Genomic DNA, 20,683 nt, shown 5'->3' on the forward strand with positions numbered 1-20,683 from the left:
AAGTCGAATCCGATTTGAGGAATCATGCAGTCACGATGATCGAATGTGCGACGAAGGCCGCCAGCGGAGACAGATTTTTGGGACAGCTCCTTCTCAACAAAGTTCAGAAGTTCTATGGCGACTACGAAGTTCTGAAGGGCGTGCAGCTCGATGTGAAGAACGGCGAGTTCGTTGTCTTCGTCGGGCCCTCAGGCTGCGGCAAATCCACCCTGCTGCGCATGATCGCCGGTCTCGACGCGACGACGGCCGGTGACATCGTCATCGATGGTATCAGGGTCAATGATCTGCCGCCGGTCAAGCGCGGCATCGCCATGGTGTTCCAGTCCTACGCGCTTTATCCGCACATGACTGTCTTCGAGAACATCGCCTTCCCGCTTCGGGTCGAAAGGATGGAAGAGGAAAAGCTCAAGGCCAAGGTGGAAAACGCGGCGCGCATCCTTCACCTCGAACAGCGGCTGCAACAGAAACCCGGCATGCTGTCCGGCGGCCAGCGCCAACGCGTCGCGATCGGCCGCGCCATCGTGCGCGAACCGAAGATATTCCTGTTCGACGAGCCGCTTTCCAATCTCGACGCAGCGCTGCGCGCCGACATGCGCATCGAGCTTGCCAAGCTGCACAGGCAGTTGAAGGCGACGATGATCTATGTGACGCACGACCAGGTCGAGGCCATGACTATGGCCGACCGCATCGTCGTGCTGGATTCCGGCGATATCTCCCAGACGGGAGCGCCGCTGGAGCTTTATCACAAGCCCGCAAATCAGTTTGTCGCCGGCTTCATCGGCAATCCGAAAATGAATTTTCTTCCCGTGACCTGCAAGGGCGTCAGCGCCAGTGGCGTCGAGGTGGATTATCAAGGCCAGACAGCCGTTCTGCCCGTGACGCCGCGCGACGGCATGGCCGGCAAGGCTTTGACGCTCGGCATCCGGCCGGAGCATATCCAGCTCGGCGGCGGCGATATCGTCTTTAAGGTGACGCCAACTGTTATCGAGCGCCTCGGGGCAAATACGGTCGCTTACGCCTCGCTCAACGGAGAGTCCGAGAATTTCTGCGCGATGCTGCCAGGCAGCGTCGGCATCCGCGCGGACGCGCCTGTCGCAACCGGCATCAATGCTGCCGATTGCCACCTCTTCGACGAGGCGGGCATAGCCTTCGAGCGGCGCGTGGAGCTGACGGAAATCGATATGAACGTGATCAACCCGACGGCGGCCTGACGCATCGGACTTCTATATCGGGAATGCTCTTGAGAACGTGGGGGTGCCGCATTTTCCGATTGGCGACCAGGCCTACCCTTTCTGTCAGTCCTTAATTCCTCCCTGGACCTGACAGCCATGCTCGTTTTGAGTTGGCGTCAGGCTCGCCAGAAAATCGTTCCAGTTCGCGTCATGCTTTGCGGCGTCGTCACCCTGTGCCCAAAGTTTGACTTTCCTGGCTGCGTCCTCGTCCTGGTATGTTTCCGATATATCGTTATGCAATGCCAGAACGAGCGTTGCGACGTCATGGGCGGAGAGGATTTCGGTCTCCGATGGTTTCGCCGGATTTGCGAACGACAGCGAGTTGGGAAGCAGCCAATGTGTGCCAATACCGCCGTCCCTGAAAACGCGGGGCATGGTGATCTCGTGTATGCTGACCTCGGAATTATGATCGCAGTAGAGCATCTCGATTGCCGCGCGAAGCTCCGTCTCCAGCCCCAGACCCAGCTGGCCTCCGGCGCCGAGCACCGAGCCGAAACCGAAGCTCTCGCTATAGCGGCCGGCCGGGGCCGAAACATCGGCGATGACGACGTGCAGCGGCGGCAGTGTCTGCGATGATTGCGGCGCCGATCGGAACGCGTCGCGGATGGAATAGTAGAGCGTCATGGCGCCACGGTTTTCGACCGCTCCGCCATCTGTCACCCAGTATCGCGTCCTCGCTTCTCCCGATGCTTCGATGTCGATTGCGGCATCGGGAAAGACGGGCGGAAAGTTTGCGCTCAAGGCTGCAGCACGTGCGATCGATATATCCGCGTTGTCGAGCGTTACGAGCTGCATATGCAGCGATCCGTCGTCCCGTGGAGACGTCGGCGCGGCAAGATTGGTCAGCACCAACCGCCCGCCCGCTTGCGCAGCATCCAGGAATTGGCGGCAGCGTGTCGCCCTCTCGGGAAGCGAAAGGTTCCGATCGGCCTGGCAAGAAGGGCTGTCATCGGAAAAAGATCCGACGATCGCGGTGTTGAGCATCACGCCGAAGGACGGCGCTTCCATCGTCCCGGCACCCATATTGCAGACGAAGGATTCTGCGAGAATGGCGCCGAGTCTCGAGCGTGCAGGTATCCAGCCCGTCGCGTCTTCATTCGGCCTCTTGGCTTCACGGCACGCCGAGGACGCCCAATGCCAGCGCCCGAAGGCGAAGCGCATGTCGCTCGCGCCATCTATCACCTGCTCGATGAAGGGCAGCGCCATGGCTTGCGAAAAATCATCCCACGCCTTGACGTCCATGCTGTCCCGCGGCCGGCGAAGCTCTTTCTCGTGAAGCGCAAAATAGCCGAGCGCGGCGCTGCCGCCTGACACACCGCTGACGAGGACGACGTTGCAGATCTGGTCGTGTTCGGCCAGCCCCCGCAGCAGCGAGGCGGTATAGATCGCCGCACGCGTGCCGCCGCCGGAGGCGACGACGGCAATTCTCGGCGTGGTGAGCTGCAGCGGCCCGCAGCCGCCGTTGGGTTGGTTGCTTTCGAACAATAGCGTTGAAGGCTGCTTGTTCACGTGCCGCTCGGAGCGGATAGCAAGTTCCGGCGGCTGGATCGCCCGCAGGAAGCTGAAGACGGCGGGACCGCCGATCAGGCCATAGGCCAGGGCACCGACGAGGGCGGGATAGACGAGCGTCGAGCGCTGGAAATTGCGCAGGCTTGCAAGCAGGTCTCCCGCTGGAGCCTGCCCGGCAGGCAGACGCTCCAGCTGCGTACGAAACTGCGTCAGCACTTCCGCCGGCGTCATGAACTGGATCGCCCTGTTCGATACTGCTTTGGTCTGCCGCTGATACTGATCCTCGTAGCGGCCCTCGATCTTCAAACGCCCCGCGCCATGCAGCGCGATCGTCCGGCCCTGGTTGCGGACGGTGCTCAAGGTCTCGCTGCCTTCATAGTCGTAAGCGATTTCGACCGGCGTGATCGATAGGTGCTGCTTGTCGATGAGGCGCATCAGCCGGCGCGCGACGAAGTGATCGCACCAGAAGCCGTAGTACCAGGCGACAGCATAGGCGAATACGATATAGCGCATGATCGTCGTGTTGCCGTAGCCTCTAGAGCCGGCGTTGAAGAGATAGGTGATGTAATGGACGTCGGCGAGGCGCAGTACCGCAACGACGATGACGAGAACGCTGATGACCCGCTGCGGGCCGATGAAGAAGAGGCGCCCGACCGTCTTCAGGATTTCCATCAACCGGTCGAACAGAATGCCGAGGAAAAGGACGATCCATGCGACAAGGGCGGTCACGCCGAATGCGTACCCGAGATAGTGGTCCGGCACGAACAGGGTGAGCAGCGATCCGGGCAGAAGCAGCTCGACCGGATAGCGGATCGGGGCGATGACAAGGGCAGACACCAGCGCTGCGATCGGTCCGCGACCCATGAAATCGTAACGGTTCTTGGGCAGGAAGAGTTCCACTTTCGGCAGGCTGTCGGCAAACCCGGCGCCTGCATTGGAGCGGAACAGGCTCAATGCAAGCAGCCAGGCCGCCGGGAGCGCAAGGACGAGTGCGCAGACGATCGCGACGCCGATGTGCAGGCGGGGCCGCGCCGTCGTCATGCCGTAAGTTTTCGGGCGCGAATTGACGAGGAGAAGCACGGCAAGGACCGCAAGGATGACGAGCTGTCCTCCCAGCAGATACTGGTTAAAGAGCGCCTGGCGGCCAGCGGCCGCATGCAGCAGGAAAAGAAGCGCAAAACCGATCGCGAGCAGGCCGAGATTGCCCCAGCGCATCTCGACGGTCGGGCCGAGCGCCATGGCAAGGGTCAGAATACCCGCAAGCACCGGCACGAACCAGGCGTAACCGTCGGGGGCGAGCCATCGCCAGGCGATGTGCCGCCCCTTCGGCAGCGGCTGGTTCAGCCAGGCATCGAATTCCCGCCACCATCGAACGAAGCTCCGGACGTGTTCACCGAGCCAATTGTAGATGCTGGCTTCCCGATGGATGGGGTGTTCGTTCATCAGCGTGTTTCCAGTCAGCTGTCCGCGAGAATGACGTCGGCCGACTTCTCCGCGATCATGTAGACGGCGGTGGCAAGGAAGTAGCCGGGAATGCGGGGGAATACGGAAGCATCGACGACGCGGAGGCCTTCGATGCCGTGCACCCTGAAGCGGCTGTCGAGCACGCCGCCATCCTCGCGGGGGCCGATGGCGCAGGTGCCGCAGGCATGATGGCCCCAGGCGTTTTCCGCGACATAGCGGCGAAGCGCCTCGTCGCTCTCGTTCTGCCGGCCGGGTTCCTCTTCGCTTGCGATGAGGTCGTCCATCGCATCGTTGACCTTCCTGACGAAGCGGATGGCATAGACGACGGCATCGAGATCGAGGTCGTAATCGCCGGTTCCTTCGAAGAAGGAATGAAACACGACGGCAGGCAGGACCGCTGGATCGGCACTTCTCAGCCGCACCGTTCCACCCTGGTTTTCGGTATAGGCCTTGAGGATCGCCCAGGTCATGCAATCCGGCTTGCGGATGCGCGCGGAATAGCGAGGAAAATAGCCGCGGAAATCGGCCAGCAGCGAAAAGCAATGCAGGTCCGGTTCCGGCAGCGTGTCGCGGGATTTGAGCGTCAGGGAAAACATGACGCCGTTGCTCGTATAGTTGCCGATGCGGAATCTGCGCCACCGCCGGTAATGGACATCGCGGGTCGTATAGGTCACGCCCTTGAGGGCCGACCAGGGTTCTTTCATCCGGCTGACGACGCCGACCTCGTAGCGGTCCTGCAGGTTCCGTCCGACACCAGGAAGCGCCTCGACGACGGGAATCCCGTGCTCGTCGAGATGGCCGGGATCGCCGATGCCGGAGAGCATCAGAAGCTGCGGCGAGGCGAAGGCGCCGCCGGCAAGGATGATCTCGCGGCCGGCCCGAATGATCTCCTCGCGCCCCTCCCCGTCGATGCAGCGAACCGCTACCGCCCGCTTGCCCTCGAACTCGATGCGCGTGACGGTGGTGTTGAGGCGAAGCGTCAGGCGGTCGGGGTGCCGCTTGATCACGTCGAGCAGCCGCTCGCGCGGCCCGTGCCTGGTGTGGCCGCGCGTCGAAAGCGGTGTGACGCGCACGCCGCAGGCGCCGACGTTCCAGTTGCGGTGGTCGTTCGGGTCGATCTCGGTCGTCTCCCAGTCGGAGCCCCGCTTGCCGAAGGCGTCGGCCGCCGCGCCGACGCAGCGCAGCAGCGCCCGCCACAGCGGCCAGTCGCGCAAGGCCCGCAGCGGCACGGCGCGCTCCGTGGTCATCCACCCCCACCATCCATGGCCCGTCGGATTGAGGCCGGTTGCGGCGGCAAGCCAGCGCCACAAGAAGAAGCGGTAGCGGCAGCGCTCGATGCGCTCGAAATAGCCCTGCATGTGCGGGGCCTTCCAGCTTTCGTCACCGGTGACCGCAAAGATGTGGTTCCAGTCGCAATGATTGGGCCGCACGACGATCATCGCATGATGAGCGGTGCAGCCGCCGAGCCCGCGCACGCGCGGATACAGCACGCCGTCCTTTTCCTTGCTGTAGCGCCAGTCGCGCTCCTGCATCTCCTGATTTTCATAGTGGCGCACCCAATGGTTCTCGGTCATGCCGGGATGTTCCGAGGCAAAGGCGTGAAAGGCCGGTACGCGAGAGGCATCGGCAAGCGGCATGTCGGTGCCGTCATCGGCTTTGGCCAGCGGATCGCCGCCGGCTTCGATGACGAGCACCGTCCGGCCTTCTTCGGCGAGCCGCGCGGCGACGACGGCGCCGCCAGCGCCGCTGCCGATGACGATATAATCGTGGGTCGGCCCGCCGGACATCGTCAGAACTGCTTCAGATAGGAAATCAGGGCATTCTTGTCCGATTGCGAGAGATCGGCGCCGAATGTGTGCCCGCCATTGACCACGTAATCCGGGCATTTGCTCAAGCCCACCAGGCGGTCGACGAGTTTCGTGTCGCGCACTACCTTCTCGGCTTTGGCGAGCACGGCGGGATCTGCGAGTTCCTCCGGCGTACATTGCCCGCCGAGCTCGGAAAAGGCTCCGATCAGCGCCGGGCCGGCGGCGATCAGGCGCTTGTAATTGGCGAACTTGTCCTCCTCGTCATTGTCGGGCAGCAGCTCGGTGTTGGTCAGCGCGTTGATCGGGAACCCGGCCGGGAACGGGCCGACGGTGATCGAGCCGTCCTTTTTGAAGGCCCAGCCGGCGACCTTGTTCAGCATGCCGGTGAAGGGCTTCACCTTGTCGGGCACGAAGCCCGGCGGCACGATGAGGCAAGAGGGCGCGCTCGTCCGGTAAATATAGCCCGGCACCGGCGCCTCGGTCATCTTATCCATGCGGCGCGTCTGCGGCGAGAGCATCTGGCGGATCGACCGATCGAAGACTGTAAGCCTGTTTTCGACGCAGGGCAGATAGGGATCGCCGGTATCCGCCGCGGGGCAGGCGGTGCCGCGCCCGGCGCCGTAGCCGCCGGCATTTTCCTGATTGTAGTAGTCGGTTCCGTGATAGCTCTCCTCGTGGCCGACCGAATTGTTGAGCAGGAAAGGCGCAGTCGACCAGAGGCTGACAAGTGAAGGCGGCCTCAGATAGCCGCGCCCGTTGCCGGCCGCCTGCAGCGGCGTTGCCGCCCCCGAAACCGGATGATTGACCGTCACCTCATGCGGAGGCGGCAGCGCTTTGTAGGTGGAAGAGGTGAAATTGTCCCAGACGTCGCCCGAAAGCCCGTTGGTGGCGATCGCGCTGCAGGCGTTGGTGCGCACGACATCCATCGGCACGCGCCGTTCCGTGGAGAGGTAATTGCCGTCGAGGAAATCCTTTCCGTCGTCATCCTTTTCGGTGACGAGCTTGACCATGCCGCGCTTGAAGGCATCCGACTGGGCCCAGGCCCAATAGCGATCCCAGCATTCGCGATAATGAGGGCCGGCTCCGCCGCCTGCGCAGATGCCCTGATCGACGCCGAGGTCCGGCGCCGGCACCGGCTGCTTGCTCGAATGACAGGCGGCGCAGTTTTCGGCAAAAACGATCTTCCCGCGATCGACCTCGGCCGGATCGCGCGCTTGGAGCACCTGCTCTCCGACTGCCGTATCCTTCAGATAATCGGCGCGGGCCGCGACCAGGAAGAATATCGCCATGTCGGGCGTCATCGTCTCGGTGGCTTGCCAGTAGACCGAATTCTTCTGGGCGTCGGTGATGCGGATCGGCGAGATCTTCTGCCCGCCGAGGAAGGGGCGGAAATGCAGCAGCCATTCTTCGCTGAAGAGGCCGATATTGAGATAGACGCGATTGAGCGCGCCGAGCGTGCCGACGGAATCGGCTCCGTCCTTCAGGACGCGCATCGAGGCGACCGTGCCGGTCGCCTTGTCGTAGAGGGATCCGAAGGCTGCGGTCTGCGGATAGTCCTGCGCCTGCTTGTTGTCTTTCTCGTCTCCCTTGATGGTTTCCTTGCCCGTCTTTGCCCCGATGCGCAACCGCTCCAGGACGTTGTAGACGGCGTTCATCGTACGGGGGTTATTCATGTAGTCGCTCGAAACCAGCGAGGTATCGAGCGAACCGGGCGGGTTCGTATGGAACAGCTGGAAAAGGAAGTTTCCTTCGTTAGGGGCCGGTTCCACGGGCGTCGCGCGCGGTTTGGTGTTCCAGAAGAAAATGCGGTCGACCCAGAAATACTGGGCGCCGGGATTGGAGGAGATTTCAGGGAATTCCGGGCTCTCGACGTTCTTCGGCGGATTGATCGGACTAGGCCCGACATGGCAGAAGGCGCAGGACATGCCGACGCGATAGGGACGCACGAGGTCCTTGTCGTTGTAGTAGGAAGGATCGGTATAGTAGCGCACCGCATCCCAATGTTCGGCGGCCTTGCTGTCGAAGGCGGGATTGGGGAAGAGACGCAGGCCCATTACGCCCGTCGGCTCGCCGTAGTAGGAGCCGACCGGGATTTTCTTCTCCTCGCCCTTTACCTTGACCGTGGTGCCGCGCGAGCCGATCCGCACGCCGGGATAGCGTGAGTCCGCCTCGGCATTGCCGCCGAAACTGTCGGCCGCGCACTCCGTCTTCCGCTGATCGATCCACAGCCCCCAATGATCGGGATCGGCGCTCTTCGGGGTTGTGAAGCAGGGTTCGTTGACGAGGCCGAGATAGCGGAAGCGGTTGTCGCGGCCATAGGCCATCGTCGGATGGGACGAGATGGTCTTCAAAAGGTCGAAGGAGCCGATTGTCGCGCGGGCGGCGAAGTCCCAGAAACGGTCGTTGCCGCCAGTCCAGACGGTCCAGGTGTTCTGTCCGCGGATCGCCGCCTTGCGGACGGCCTCCGGATCGAGCCCGGTGGCGGTTGCGACCTCCTTGATCTCGTCGGGATAATCGGCGCCGGCTGTCGGCGGCAGCAGCAGGCCCTTGTCCATTGCCGCGAAGTAAGGCTCTCCCGCCCCGGGAAATTCCTCGACCTTGCGATGGGCTTGCTTCGCCTCATCCTCGACATGGCCGAACTGGCCCGCATCCGGCTCGATCAGCCACCAGACGATGAGCGCAACCGCAGCAACGGCGATGACGGCGAGGGTGACGACGGTCGCCACGATCCAGGCGATAAACCGCACGATGCGCTGTCTGATGTTTGCCATCGATCCCTCCTGATGGTCAAAGTGTCTTGAGATACGAAAGCAACTGCTCCTTCGCCTCCGGCGGCAAATCCGTGCCCCAGAGATGACCGCCATTGCCGTTGCCCGGCCGGCTTGTGTCGTAAAGCGTGCCGTACCGTTCCCCCGGCGTATCCGGCATGCTTACGAAGCCTCCATTCTCGGCATCCACGAGATCGTAGCCGCGGTAGAACTGCCCCGGCCGCTCGGCTGGCGGAAGAAGCAAGGCCCGCAATGTCGGGACGCTGCCGTTATGCAGGTAGGGACCGCGCAGCCACAGGCCCCCGAGGCCTGTCGCGACATAACCGTCGGTCTTCTGGAAGTTGGTAAAACTCCAAGCGTAACTCGGCTCGTAGGCGGCGTAGCGGTCGCGGGCCGCGGGCGTCCACATGTCGAGGCGATGGCGGTCGGTGCCGAGCTCGACGATCGAGATCGGCGTCCGGTAACGGGGCCCTTTGGCGTCATGGCAGACGGCGCATTGCGCGATATAGATCCCACGGCCGGCGTCGACCGCCGCCGCATCGACATGATAGGGATCGCCTGCCGGCCTGAGAGGAGAAAACGGCGAGGGCGGCGGCCCCTGCAGGCGGATGAAATCCATAATGCGGCGAAGGCCCTCTTCGCTTCCCCCATAAGATTTGTAGGTCATCCCGTCGCCGATCGCGCCCGAGACCACCGTCTCGTAAAGATCGGTTTGCAATCCGTCCCAGTGGAGCGAGAAGCGGCGCGTATTGGTGGTGGCTAGACCGGCAAGCGACCACAGGGGCATCATGTCGGAATTGCCGATCGTGTGGTCGTCGGCAAGACGGAGGTTCTGGAACTTGACCGGGTTGAAGGGATCGATCCGGCCCGGGCCCCAATCCGGCCGGTCCTTCATCCAGGCGAAGCGCCGCCCCTGCTCCTGGAGGGCCGCCCGGGTCGCCGGCACCAGCACGAAGCGATAGAGCGCCCATTCCCAGACCGGCATGTCGTAGACTTTGCCGATCTCCGCCATCACCCGGTTGGCGGTAAATCGCGGATCGGCGCCAACATCGATCAGAAAACGGATATAGGCCTGCGGATTGACCCTCGTTCCCGGGCCTGCTTCGACCAGCCGCGCCGGCTCGTCGGCCCGGAGCCGGTAGCTGCCCTGGTGGCAGAAGGCGCAGTTCGGCGCGACGCGCCCTATGACGCCGAGCGTCTTGACCGAGAGGCCGACAGGAACCTCGTCGCCGGGGCGCCAGTAGAGGCCGAAGGCGCCGTAGCCGTCCGCGTTTGCCGGCAGATGTTCGGGAAAGAGCTGCGGCAGGACCCGCCAGATCCAGTAGGGAATTCCCTGCGCCTCTTCATTGCCGATCGAACCGTGGTTGAAGACTTCAGCCAGATCGTTCGACTTCGGCTGGGCGACCGGCCGGAAAAGCAGGAACAACAGCGCGAAAGCGCCGACGACGAGCAGCACCAGAACGGCCAAAAGCCATTTCCAGAAGACGCGCCTCATGCCTGTCTCCCTTCGGCGATATTCTGTTCGAGCCGCAGGATGCGCAGGAGACAGAAAAGCGTCGCAATGCCGACTGACCCGTCGAGGAAGACACCGGCGAGGTAGCCGAGCGGCTGGTCGAAGACGAAGACGGCGAGCAAGAAGAAAACCGTGCCGAGCGTGCGGGAGGGGAAGACCGCAAGCCAGGCGAAAACGCGGTAGCGGTCGATATCGAGCGTCGCCGGAATGTAGAAGATCGACAGGATCCCGAGCAGCAGGCCTGCAAATCTCGGCCAGATCAGCTGGTTCACGCTAATGCCGAAGAGGCCGAGGATCCATTCCGGCCAGAAGATGAGCGGCAGGACGAAGGCGAAGTTCAGAAGGATGCCGATCCAGACGAGGACTGCATGCCGTGCCTTCCATTTGCTGAGCGATCGCGACTGGGTCATAGCGTCTTCATATATTCGACGAGGGCGTCTTTTGCCGCGTCCGGCAGCTCCGTGCCGTAGCGATATCCTTCGTGGCCGGCATTGCCGTTGCCGGGCCGCGCCGTGTCGTAGCGAAAGGCATCGGCGCCGGCAGACTGCCGATAGCCCACCTTGGCGAGATCGAACTCGTCGCTGCCGCGGAACCAGACAGGCGGCCGCTTGGCGCTCGGCTCGAGCAGATCGCGCAGGGTCGGCACCGAGCCGTTGTGCAGATAGGGCGAGCGCGCCCAGATGCCGTCGAGCGGGTGATTGGCATAGCCGTCGGTCTTGTGGAAGCGGCTGAAGCGCCAGGGATAGCCGGCATAGAGCAGGTTCTGCTCGGCGGCGAAACTTTCCGTATAGGAGGTCCAGCGTCCCGCATCAGTGCCGATATCGGCGAGTGGAACCGTCTTGCCGAGCCGCGTGAAACGCTGCCTGTCGTAGCTGTAGCCGTTCGCATCCTTGAAGCCGTGGCAATCGGCGCAATAGTGCAGGAACAGCGTCTTGCCCTCTGCCGCCTTCGCCTGATCGATCTTGGCGGCGACGGGGAACGGCGGCGAAGGCAGATCCCACATCCAGTCCTCGATACGCGCGATCGATGCCCGGTCGACCGTCACGGGCGTGACGCCGGCGCCAAGTGCGGCGCTCAGGTTTCGTTCGGCCACGGAATCATTGTTGCCGTCCCAATGGAGGTTCATGCCCTCGCGCGGGCGCTGGCGCCAGATGGCGGGATAGTCGGAAGAGCCGTTCAACGCCGAGCCGCTGATATGCGCCTCGTCCATCGGAAAGTTGAACTGCAGCGCCTTATAGGGATTGAACGTGTCCACGCGGCCCGGCCCCCACTCCTCCTGCCGCTTGACGAAATCGAGTTGGGTGCCGAGATCGAGGAAGGCGTTCTTGACCCTGGGAAAGACCACGTAGCGGTAGACCAGCCGCTCGAAGACATTGAGATCGCCGCCGACCTTGGGGCCGTCGATCGTCGCAATCAACGCATCCGCGGTAAAGCCGGGATCGCGGCCGACATCGATGAAGAAGCGAATGAATTCCTGTAGGCGCAGATTATTGGAAGGTGCGCCGGGGATGAGATGGCGAACCGGATCGCCGGGAAGATGATATGTGCCGACATGGCAGACGGAACAGTTGAGCCAGACCCGCTCGACGCCTGAGACCACGCGGCGTGACACCCCGATCGGAAGGTCGTCGCCGGGCTTTTCGTAGAGGAAGCCGAAACGGCTCCAGCCTTCCGGCCCGAGCTTGTCGGTATACATGACCGGCAAGGCCTTGAAGACCCAGTAGGGCGGTCCCGTCGCCGTCTCGCTGCCGATAGAGCCGTGCATGAAATGCTCGTTCTGGCTTTTGAAAGCGACGACATATTGGTTGACGAAAACCAGATAGTAGACGACTGCGAGCAACAGCAGCACGACGATCGCCAGCCACCAGCGGCGGTGGCGGGCGACTGCGATCTCGACGGGCGTTTTGCGGTCGTTGTCGCTGCTCATGAGTCCAATCCGAATGCGCGGGCGATGGCGCGTCTCAATGGAAGGTCGGCGGCTCGAAAACCGACATGACCTGCTTGATCATCTTGTCGTAGCGATCCTCGAAGCTCGTTCCGTCAAAGCGGCTGAGGTCATAACAGCCGAGCGGGTTTTCGAGATCGTTGAGCAGACACTTGTTGCAGTAGGTGCATTCCTTTTCCGGGCCGTTTGCTTTGGCGAGGATCTCCGGCAGATCGTTGTTGGCGATCAGCGGGCGGGCCATGGTGACGCCATCGCAGGCTTTCGAACGGATGGCCTCGGCGATCCTGTCGGCATGCTGGAAGCCGCCGGTACAGAGCACCTTGATATCGGGGTCGATCTTGCCGATCGCTTCGGAAACGGCGCGTGCATAATCGAGATTGATGCCCTCGATGACCTTGCCCCTGCGCCAGCGCCAAAGCGCCTGGAAGGCGCGCGCCAGCAAAGGATTGGAAAAGATCGCATAGTTCATCGGCGCCCGCGTACCCTGCGAGAGCATGCCGTCATACCAGCGGTGAAGGTCGTTCAGCGGAAGGTCGCCGGCCGGATTGCGCGGATGCGGAAAAGTCGATCCGCTTGAAACATGAAAGGAATCGACACCCTTGCCGCCATCGAGCAGCATCGTGCAGATCTTGACGGTTTCGTCGAGCGTGTTGCCTTTCCTGATCCAGGGATAGAGCCAGTCATTGTGGTCGACGCCGTTGATCTTCATCTGCAGGTGAAAGTCGTTTCCCGCCTCGCGGCGGATCGCCCTGACTATCTCGAGCACGAAACGCGCCCTGCCCTCCCAGCCGCCGCCATATTCGTCGGTCCGGTCGTTGATGCCGGAGCTCAGGAACTGTGTCAGCAGATAGCCGTTGGCGCCGTGAAGCTCGACACCGTCGAGCCCCGCCTCCCGCGCGCGCCGCGCCCCTTGTGCGAACTGTTCCACCACTTCGGTGATTTCGGGTTTCGTCATCGCCTGGGCGAGCAGCCCGTGGAAGTAATCGCTTTTGCTGGTGGAACTCAGGCCCTTGCTGAACAGGTTCTCGACGCCACCCATGTCCTGCTGGCGGCCGGAATGGCTGAGCTGCATGATGAATCGACAGTCATGGGCATGGACGCGGCGGCCTACTTCCCGCCAAAAGGGAATTTTGTCGTCATCGTCGATCATCGCGTAACGTACGAGGATCCGGCCGCGCACTGAGACCGGCGTGAAGGAGGAAATGATGCAGCCGATCCCGCCGCGCGCAAACTTCTCCTCCCAGTTCAGTCGAGCGTTGCCGCCGTGACCATTATAGTCATCGAACTGACCGGATATATTGGATCGAAAAAGACGGTTCTTCACCGTCAGCGATCGAAACTTCAACTCGTCGAAAATGAGCGCCGCATTATCGGCGTGGATATATTGACTGTTTGGATGCATGAAGGCCTATCCGGATGACGTGCTAAAGCAACGGAAGAGGAAAGAAGAGCCGAGATGCAATGCTAGAGCTATAACTATCTAGTGTGTCTTGTGATAATGCAATTTAATGTAGATTGCAAATGAATTTCGCGAGCAGGACTCTACTCGGCAAACCCGCCACGGCTTCAATTTCCTTGAAGGCTTATTGCCGGACCCTTTGGCCGGAAGATGCGAACTTAATGGACCGATAGAACACAGCCGCTCTCAACTGTACTGTTGCAATTTTTCCTTGTGCTGCCTAACTGTTCTCGCGGGTGCTCAGGCTGTTGTCTCGTTTCAGTTGAATCCGGGGACTTCAAAAGTGGGAACGCCACCGTTCTCGCCGGTGAGGACGGATGCGTACCGCAGTGGCAGACAAAAAGTGATAATTTTCAAGCCGATCGATCAGTTTGTGGGAAGCACGATGTCACGAGCATTTGACCGCCGGTTCCGGTCAAAGTTTGAAACATACCTTCACGATATGGCCAAGTGATGCATCTAAGCCCGCCGACCGGCTTTCTTCCTACCAGACGAGACCGCGGGCCGCGACATCCTCGACGCGGGTGACGATGCCGCCCCGATGGAAGACCATCGTATCGAACAGATTGGAAACCACGCAGGTGTGGTTCGGGATGATGAAGAGCTTCTGGCCGATCTGCGGCCGGGGACCGGTACAATCAGACAGGTCGATGACGCCGTGTTCTTCCGAGAGGCTGCTAATCCGCGCTTGGGGATAACCGACGATCAGCCCGTAATCGCTGAAACCCTGAAGATCCGATGTCAGCGCCTTCGACCCGGCATCAATGACGGCGCGGTCAGCGTTTGGCCGCGACACGACGGTCGCCAGCACGTGCATGGCGCAATTGTCCTCGGTGCAATGGCCCATGCGCACCATCTGGCGATCGTTGTAGATATAGGTGCCGGCGCGGTGTTCCGTGGCCGATTTGACGAGATGCGCCTCGAAGAGGCTGGGCGTTCCGCCATTGCTGACGATCGGGCAGGTTATGCCTTCCGATGTCAGCTGTTCGAGCGTCTCGGCGATGAAGGCTTCCACGGCGGCCGCCGATTGCGGCTTCGGGTAGGTCACGATGCCGCCGAAGGTGAGGCCGTCGGCAGCGGCGATGCGCTTGGCGAGCGAGGCCGCCTCATCTGGTGTCTGCACGCCGCATCGGCCGCCGCCGGTATCGCATTCGACCAGCACGTTCAGCGGCTTGTGGCCGGAGAAATGCGCTGCGAGCCCGTCGACTGTCACTTCGCTGTCGGCGACGACCTTGAGGGCCGAAATTCTCTCGTTCAACTTGGCCAGCCGCTCGAGCTTCTGCGGTCCCAGGATGTTGAAGGTGATGAGGATGTCCTCGAAGCCGGCTTCGGCAAAGACTTCGGCTTCCGTCACCTTCTGGCAATTGATGCCCTTGGCGCCGGCGGCAACCTGCGCGACGGCGAGAGCCGGGATCTTGTGCGTCTTGATATGCGGGCGGAAGTTCAGCCCGTGCCGGTTCATATAGGATTGAACGCGGTCTATGTTTGCAGCCAGCCTGTCTTCGTCGATCACAGGACGCGGCGTCGAGAGATTGGCGATCCTGTCGCCTGCCTTGGCGATGACGGCAAACCTGTCATGCATCTAGGCGGCTCCGCGTTCTGGTCCGTGTGGATCGGCGATGATCGGCCATATGGTCTTCGGTGCCCGCCGGTACGGCGTCGTCGCCGGATTATTGGGATAGGGCGTTCCGGCGGAGCAGTAAAGGATCTCGGCCGCGATCTTCGAGAAGGACGCGAAGAAGTGGTTGGTGGATTTGATCACCAGGATCTTCTGCCTGGCAGGGTCGATGCCCATCGCCGAAAAAAGGCTCGGATCGAAGCTTTGAGCGCGCGTCGAATTGAGGATGATGTCGATGCCATCAAGCACGATATGTGCGGCATCGCCGAAAGGTGCGAGGCTCTCGCCAAATTGCATCTCGGCATTCTTCACCAGCTTGACGACCTTGACGGTGCCGTCGACGGGATTGCCGGTGCCGGGCGCCGACTTGGCGCCGAAGCGCAGTGGAATTTCCGCCCCCTCGCCTGCCGCAAAACAGATCTGGACGGCCACCGGATCCCAGATTGTGCCGATCGCGCCACTCGTGACGCCGCGGGCGATCAGCTCTTCGAGGATAACAGTCGCATCGCCTGCCGTGCCGCCACCCGGATTGTCCCAGACATCGGCGATGACAACCGGCCATGCGGTGGCAGTCATCGCGCGCGAGACGGCGTCCTTCTCGTTAATTTGCGGGACCATGAAGGTGCCGCGCTTCGAAAACAGCTCGAGGCCAAGTTCGCGTGCCAAAGCCGCGCCCTTCTCCGGCTTATTATCCGTCACGACAAGCAGCTTCGTTCCCATTTCGGGAACGTCGCCCACCATGAAACCGTGGATCACCGAGATCGACAGGATGTCCGGATCATCCTTCTCGATCTGCATGATCTTGTCGACGAAGGAACGCATGGGTTCGCGCGATGTCGGGAAGACGTCGATCATCTTGCAGTCGAACACCGACATATCGGGCTTGATCCGGCCTTCGAGCGTCTCGACCGCAATGCGCCAGAGATCCTCGGCGCGGTCGACGAAGTCCGTATGCGGAAACTCCTTGAAATAGACGGCGAAATTAAGCGCAGCGACGCGTTTTGCGGTGAGATGGCTGTGCGGATCAAGCTCGGCACAGATGAGGACATCGGGCCCGACGATCTCGCGGATGCGCGATAGGAGATCGCCTTCCGTATCCTCGTATCCGGCGGCCACCATGGCGCCATGCAGGCCCATGACGACGGCATCGACCGGCATTGCCGCGCTGAGTTGGCCGAGGATTTCGTCACGCAATTCCTCGTAGGTTGCCCGGTTGACGAGGCCTGCGGGGTCGGCCCAGGTGGCGGTTCCCTCAATCAGTTCCCAACCCTTTTCAGCAGTGACGCGCCTTCCGACGGTGATCGGCGCGGTGCAGAGCGTCGGTGTTTCCGGATGCTGGCCGGGCGGGGCATAGAGAGAGGCTTCGAATGCGCGACGATCGACGCAGATCGGGGAAAAGGTGTTGGTCTCGGTCGCCAATGCTGCCGTGAAAATGCGCAAGAAAGTGGCCTTCGTGTTGTCGGCCCCGCGTCAACCCATCGGGTTCGGCAGGTAGCCGGTGAAACCTGAGATCTTCCAGCGTCCTTGGTGAAGCCTGCAATAATAGAGCGTCTGCCATTGCATGACGTCTCGGGTGCCGTCAGGCTTGGAAATGCCGCCGTCGAATTTCTTGCGGACAAGCGCCATGTCGCCTTCGATTTCGATATCTTCCAGCGTCGTCGTGGTGAAGATCGCCGTGCGCGCATCTTCTGCGAAACTCTGTTTGGCGAAATCCTCTGCCTGCCTCAGCCATTCCTGGCGATAGGCCGACAGCGTCGGAAATGCCATACGCCACCTGTCGGGGCTGACCTGCTTCTGGGCATCGATACCGATAAAGCCCTCTTCGACGAAGTCATGCTCCACCATCGACCAATCGGCCGCCAGAAACGCATCGATATCGCGCGGAACGAGCATTTCCCAGATGGCATGCCGGGCGCTGTCTGACGGGAAAGGATTCTGGAAAGGATCGCGCATATGAGCCCCGGATTGAAATTCTTTTCATAAAACGTGTTTTTCACTGGTCAAATTCTGCTTTCTATGGTCACTTGTCAACTTATCAAGAAAATAATTTGCAAGGACTTCAGCATGCCGATCAAGCGCTATGGCACTGTTCAAACGGGCGCCGGCGGCAAGGCGCTGCCTTTCGCACGGGCGGTCGAAGCCGACGGATGGCTGTATGTTTCCGGCCAGGTTGCGATGGAAGATGGCGAAATCATCGACGGCAATATCATTGCCCAGACCCACAAGACGATCGCCAATGTCCTTTCGATCCTCGATGAGGCCGGATATGGCGTCGAGGATGTCGTGCGCGTCGGCGTCTGGCTCGATGATCCGCGCGATTTCTGGACCTTCAACAAAATCTATGAGGAGTATTTCGGCGAACATCCGCCGGCACGCGCCTGTGTGCAATCGTCGATGATGGTTGATTGCAAGGTTGAGATCGACTGCGTGGCCTATAAGAAGAAGGATAGATAGAGAACCATCGGGGGACGGGCTTGGATATCTTTTCAACGCTGCAGGAAGACAAGGGTCGGCTCTCTCCCTCCGAGAGCCGCATCGCGGAGATCATCGTCAACGACTTCGAGTTTGCCGTGAATGCCTCGATCATCGAGCTGGCGGAACGGGCCGAGGTATCACCGCCGACCGTCACGCGCTTTTGCCGGCGGCTCGGTTGCGAGAGCTTTTCCGACTTCAAGGTGCAGCTTGCCCGCACCGCCCATATCGGCGTTCGCTATCTGAAACCGGAATCGAAAAGCACCGATCCGGCCGATGTCGCCCAGGATATCATCACCAAGGCCCAGAACGCGCTCTTTCTCCTGCACCGGTCACTCGATCTCGCTGCGATCGAAGTCGCCGTTTCGCATATCGCCAAGGCCGATATGATCTATGCGTTCGGATCGGGCGGCAATTCGTCGATGATTGCCGACGAGCTCCAGAACCGGCTCTTCCGTCTCGGGCTTCGCATCACGGCAAGTTCCGACCACAGCATGCAGCTGATGATGGCCGCCGCGGCAAGACCCGGCGACGTGTTGATCGGCTCGTCCTTCTCAGGGCGCAATATGGAGCTGGTGCGCGCCTTCGAGCTTGCCCGCCAGACCAAGGTGAAGACGATCGCGCTCACCCAGACGGACAGCCCGGTTGCCAAGGCCGCCGAAATCGTCGTGCCGATCGACCTTCCCGAGGGCCACAATATCTATCGGCCGACCTCGACGCGGATCGCCTACATCGCGACGATCGATATCCTGTCGAGCCTGGTCGCCTACGCCGTTCAGCCGAAGGCGACGACCACGCTTCGGCGTATCAAGCAGCAGTTGGTCATTCACCGTGACGGCGACGACCGGCAATTGCTTGGAGATTGAGGTTCATGGACGGGAGCGACAGAAAATGACGCAGTCGATAGCCATCGTTACCGGCGCTGCAGGTGATATCGGCGCGGCGATCGCCGCACGGCTCGCCGATGACCACGACGTCGTGTTGCTCGCCGATATCGATGCCGCGGCTGCGGCTGCCGTGGCTTTGAAGCTCGGGCCGGACAATCGCTTCGTCGCCATCCAATGCGATGTAACCAGCGAGACGAGCATTGCGGAATTGGCAAGACGCGCCGCCGAAGTCGGCGTGGTTCGAACCCTGGTCAACAATGCCGGTGCTGCCCGCGCGACCAGCCTGCACGATACGACGCCCGAGATCTGGCGGGCGGACAATGCGCTTAATCTCGAAGCGGCATTCTTATGTTTCCGCGCATTCGAGCCCATGCTGAAGGCCTCAAAAGGTTCCGTCGTCAACATCGCCTCGGTCAACGGCATGCATGTCTTCGGACACCCGGCCTATAGCGCCGCCAAGGCGGGCCTTCTGCATTTCACCCGGCTGGTCGCGGTGGAATACGGCAAGTTCGGGATCCGGTCCAACGCCGTCGCCCCCGGCACGGTGAAGACGCAGGCCTGGGAAGCCCGCGCCAGCGCCAATCCGAATGTTTTCGAGGAGGCACGCCGCTGGTATCCGCTGCAGCGGGTTGTCGATCCGAAAGATGTTGCCAATGCCGTGGCCTTCCTTGCCGGCCCCCAGGCCGCCTCTGTCACCGGTGTCTGCCTGCCTGTCGATTGCGGCCTGACGGCAGGCCAGGCTGAGCTCGCGCGGACTTTCTCCCAATCGGAACATTACTGACATTCAGATGCCCGCATGAGCCGCCTTTTCCCCGACGTCTTCCGCAATCCGGCGATCCGCGTCAGCATGATTGCTATTTTCACCTTCGGAATGGCGGGGGCGATGACTGCGCCCTATCGTTCGGTCGTGGGTATCCGCGAATTGGGCTTGAGCGATGGTCTCTATTCCTTCCTGAGTTTTCTCTCCGCGGCGGTGAACGTCGTCATCAGCATTCTGCTCGGCAATCTCGCCGACCGGCTTGGCGAGTACCGGTCGACGATGATCGGCGCCTGCCTGTTCGGCATCGTCGGCTACGGCATGGTCTACGCCTTTCCAACTGCAGCCGTCTTCGTCATCAGCGGCTTGCTGCCCCTGCCGATCTACGGGGCGCTGAACTCGCTGCTGTTTGCCAATGCGCGCGCGGCGATGCACGGCATGAACCGAAGCGACATGGTGACGGCCAACTCCGGCGTACGCGCCATGATCTCGCTGTCCTGGGTGCTGATCCCCGGCATCACCGGCCTGCTGCTGTCTGGCGCATCGAGCATGCTGCCGGCCTACCTCTTTGCCAGCATTTCATGCCTGCTCTGCCAGGGGATCATCGTCTTCGCCCTGCCGAAGCGGGCGGGAACGGAGATGGCAGCAGTTCATCACCTCAGCTATCTCGGCGCACTTCGCCAGGTGGTTTCGCCGCGCATCTCGGCGCATATTTGCGGGGTGGCGCTCATCACCAGCACGCTGCATCTCAATGACGCCCTTCTGCCATTGATCGCCACCGGTGCTGCTCACGGCAGGCTGAGCGACGTCGGCATTCTCGTCGGCATCGTCGCATTGCTGGAAGTCGTCTTCATCATCGTCTGGTCGCGGATCTCGCGGAAGGCCGGCCAGATGACGGCGCTTGCCGCCGGTACCATCATCTATGCCGTGTTCCTGAGCCTGCTCGGCTTTGCCTCCGAGCCGTGGCACCTCTATGCGCTCACCTTACTTGCCGGCATCGGAGCGTCGGCGATCATCACCATTCCGATCACCTATCTGCAGGATCTGATCGCCGATCGGCCGGGCCTCGGCAGCGCACTGATCTCCGTCAATATCTTTGCCAGCGCCGGGATCGGCGCGCTGATCTTTGCCGCCGGCACCTATGTGACCGGCTATTCGGGAACCGCAATCCTGAGCGCCGTCACCGGATTGGCGGGGATAGCGATCATCGGCCTCTTGCACAGACGCGGTGTCCGTTGAGCAAATAGACGT

15 protein-coding genes are annotated in these 20,683 nt (G+C 61.6%); 5 read left to right on the forward strand and 10 right to left on the reverse strand.

The genetic code is table 11. The features are described 5' to 3' along the window. Positions 1 to 77: 77 nt before the first annotated feature. The gene (locus tag GR198_RS02065) at positions 78 to 1,211 is read left to right on the forward strand and encodes an ABC transporter ATP-binding protein (RefSeq protein WP_029874850.1); all 1,134 of its coding nucleotides are present in this window, start codon (positions 78 to 80) and stop codon (positions 1,209 to 1,211) included. A gap of 84 nt (positions 1,212 to 1,295) precedes the next feature. Here GR198_RS02065 and GR198_RS02070 read toward each other — a convergent pair whose 3' ends face one another. The 10 genes from GR198_RS02070 to GR198_RS02115 form a co-directional block, all read right to left on the reverse strand. Further along, positions 1,296 to 4,184, reverse strand: a complete 2,889-nt coding sequence (locus GR198_RS02070) for a patatin-like phospholipase family protein (RefSeq protein ID WP_164067187.1) — start codon at positions 4,182 to 4,184, stop codon at positions 1,296 to 1,298. 14 nt (positions 4,185 to 4,198) lie between these two features. After that, entirely contained in the window at positions 4,199 to 5,992 is a 1,794-nt protein-coding gene (locus GR198_RS02075) for a GMC family oxidoreductase (RefSeq protein WP_164067190.1), read from the reverse strand. A 2-nt stretch (positions 5,993 to 5,994) separates the two neighbouring features. Then, positions 5,995 to 8,784 carry a cytochrome c gene (locus GR198_RS02080; protein ID WP_164067193.1) on the reverse strand — a complete coding sequence of 930 codons (2,790 nt, stop codon included), beginning with the start codon at positions 8,782 to 8,784 and terminating at the stop codon, positions 5,995 to 5,997. 16 nt (positions 8,785 to 8,800) lie between these two features. After that, complete coding sequence (locus tag GR198_RS02085; protein ID WP_029874846.1) at positions 8,801 to 10,276, reverse strand: hypothetical protein; 1,476 nt, start codon at positions 10,274 to 10,276, stop codon at positions 8,801 to 8,803. Then, positions 10,273 to 10,704 (reverse strand): hypothetical protein, encoded by a 432-nt coding sequence (locus GR198_RS02090; protein ID WP_029874845.1) that lies wholly within the window; start codon positions 10,702 to 10,704, stop codon positions 10,273 to 10,275. The genes GR198_RS02085 and GR198_RS02090 overlap by 4 nt, the downstream gene beginning before the upstream one ends. Next, positions 10,701 to 12,221: a hypothetical protein gene (locus GR198_RS02095; RefSeq protein WP_029874844.1), complete on the reverse strand. Its 1,521-nt coding sequence runs from the start codon at positions 12,219 to 12,221 to the stop codon at positions 10,701 to 10,703. The genes GR198_RS02090 and GR198_RS02095 overlap by 4 nt, the downstream gene beginning before the upstream one ends. Positions 12,222 to 12,255: 34 nt before the next feature. Further along, positions 12,256 to 13,641, reverse strand: a complete 1,386-nt coding sequence (locus tag GR198_RS02100; RefSeq protein ID WP_029874843.1) for an NADH:flavin oxidoreductase — start codon at positions 13,639 to 13,641, stop codon at positions 12,256 to 12,258. A gap of 541 nt (positions 13,642 to 14,182) precedes the next feature. Beyond that, positions 14,183 to 15,280 (reverse strand): D-TA family PLP-dependent enzyme, encoded by a 1,098-nt coding sequence (locus GR198_RS02105; protein ID WP_029874842.1) that lies wholly within the window; start codon positions 15,278 to 15,280, stop codon positions 14,183 to 14,185. Continuing rightward, positions 15,281 to 16,756: a M81 family metallopeptidase gene (locus GR198_RS02110; protein ID WP_029874841.1), complete on the reverse strand. Its 1,476-nt coding sequence runs from the start codon at positions 16,754 to 16,756 to the stop codon at positions 15,281 to 15,283. Between the two features lie 30 nt (positions 16,757 to 16,786). Beyond that, complete coding sequence (locus GR198_RS02115; protein ID WP_029874840.1) at positions 16,787 to 17,269, reverse strand: hypothetical protein; 483 nt, start codon at positions 17,267 to 17,269, stop codon at positions 16,787 to 16,789. Positions 17,270 to 17,380: 111 nt separating this feature from the next. Between GR198_RS02115 and GR198_RS02120 the strand changes: the two genes are divergently transcribed. Genes GR198_RS02120 through GR198_RS02135 form a run of 4 tightly spaced genes read left to right on the forward strand, consistent with a single transcriptional unit; the run spans position 17,381 to position 20,671 of the window. Beyond that, positions 17,381 to 17,770, forward strand: a complete 390-nt coding sequence (locus tag GR198_RS02120; protein WP_029874839.1) for a RidA family protein — start codon at positions 17,381 to 17,383, stop codon at positions 17,768 to 17,770. A 20-nt stretch (positions 17,771 to 17,790) separates the two neighbouring features. Next, positions 17,791 to 18,654 carry a MurR/RpiR family transcriptional regulator gene (locus GR198_RS02125; RefSeq protein ID WP_029874838.1) on the forward strand — a complete coding sequence of 288 codons (864 nt, stop codon included), beginning with the start codon at positions 17,791 to 17,793 and terminating at the stop codon, positions 18,652 to 18,654. Between the two features lie 25 nt (positions 18,655 to 18,679). Then, the gene (locus GR198_RS02130; RefSeq protein ID WP_029874837.1) at positions 18,680 to 19,456 is read left to right on the forward strand and encodes an SDR family oxidoreductase; all 777 of its coding nucleotides are present in this window, start codon (positions 18,680 to 18,682) and stop codon (positions 19,454 to 19,456) included. A gap of 15 nt (positions 19,457 to 19,471) precedes the next feature. Further along, positions 19,472 to 20,671: an MFS transporter gene (locus GR198_RS02135; RefSeq protein ID WP_029874836.1), complete on the forward strand. Its 1,200-nt coding sequence runs from the start codon at positions 19,472 to 19,474 to the stop codon at positions 20,669 to 20,671. The last annotated feature ends 12 nt before the right edge of the window (positions 20,672 to 20,683 follow it).

This window comes from Rhizobium leguminosarum (genome assembly GCF_010668065.1).
Taxonomy (GTDB): Bacteria; Pseudomonadota; Alphaproteobacteria; order Rhizobiales; family Rhizobiaceae; genus Rhizobium; species Rhizobium leguminosarum_S.

Excerpts from the sequence above, each read along its gene's own strand:
- GR198_RS02070 (WP_164067187.1), bottom strand. The coding sequence starts at position 4,184 with ATGAACGAACACCCCATCCATCGGGAAGCCAGCATCTACAATTGGCTC.
- GR198_RS02075 (WP_164067190.1), bottom strand. The coding sequence starts at position 5,992 with ATGTCCGGCGGGCCGACCCACGATTATATCGTCATCGGCAGCGGCGCT.
- GR198_RS02080 (WP_164067193.1), bottom strand. The coding sequence starts at position 8,784 with ATGGCAAACATCAGACAGCGCATCGTGCGGTTTATCGCCTGGATCGTG.
- GR198_RS02085 (WP_029874846.1), bottom strand. The coding sequence starts at position 10,276 with ATGAGGCGCGTCTTCTGGAAATGGCTTTTGGCCGTTCTGGTGCTGCTC.
- GR198_RS02090 (WP_029874845.1), bottom strand. The coding sequence starts at position 10,704 with ATGACCCAGTCGCGATCGCTCAGCAAATGGAAGGCACGGCATGCAGTC.
- GR198_RS02095 (WP_029874844.1), bottom strand. The coding sequence starts at position 12,221 with ATGAGCAGCGACAACGACCGCAAAACGCCCGTCGAGATCGCAGTCGCC.
- GR198_RS02100 (WP_029874843.1), bottom strand. The coding sequence starts at position 13,641 with ATGCATCCAAACAGTCAATATATCCACGCCGATAATGCGGCGCTCATT.
- GR198_RS02105 (WP_029874842.1), bottom strand. The coding sequence starts at position 15,280 with ATGCATGACAGGTTTGCCGTCATCGCCAAGGCAGGCGACAGGATCGCC.
- GR198_RS02115 (WP_029874840.1), bottom strand. The coding sequence starts at position 17,269 with ATGCGCGATCCTTTCCAGAATCCTTTCCCGTCAGACAGCGCCCGGCAT.
- GR198_RS02120 (WP_029874839.1), top strand. The coding sequence starts at position 17,381 with ATGCCGATCAAGCGCTATGGCACTGTTCAAACGGGCGCCGGCGGCAAG.
- GR198_RS02130 (WP_029874837.1), top strand. The coding sequence starts at position 18,680 with ATGACGCAGTCGATAGCCATCGTTACCGGCGCTGCAGGTGATATCGGC.
- GR198_RS02135 (WP_029874836.1), top strand. The coding sequence starts at position 19,472 with ATGAGCCGCCTTTTCCCCGACGTCTTCCGCAATCCGGCGATCCGCGTC.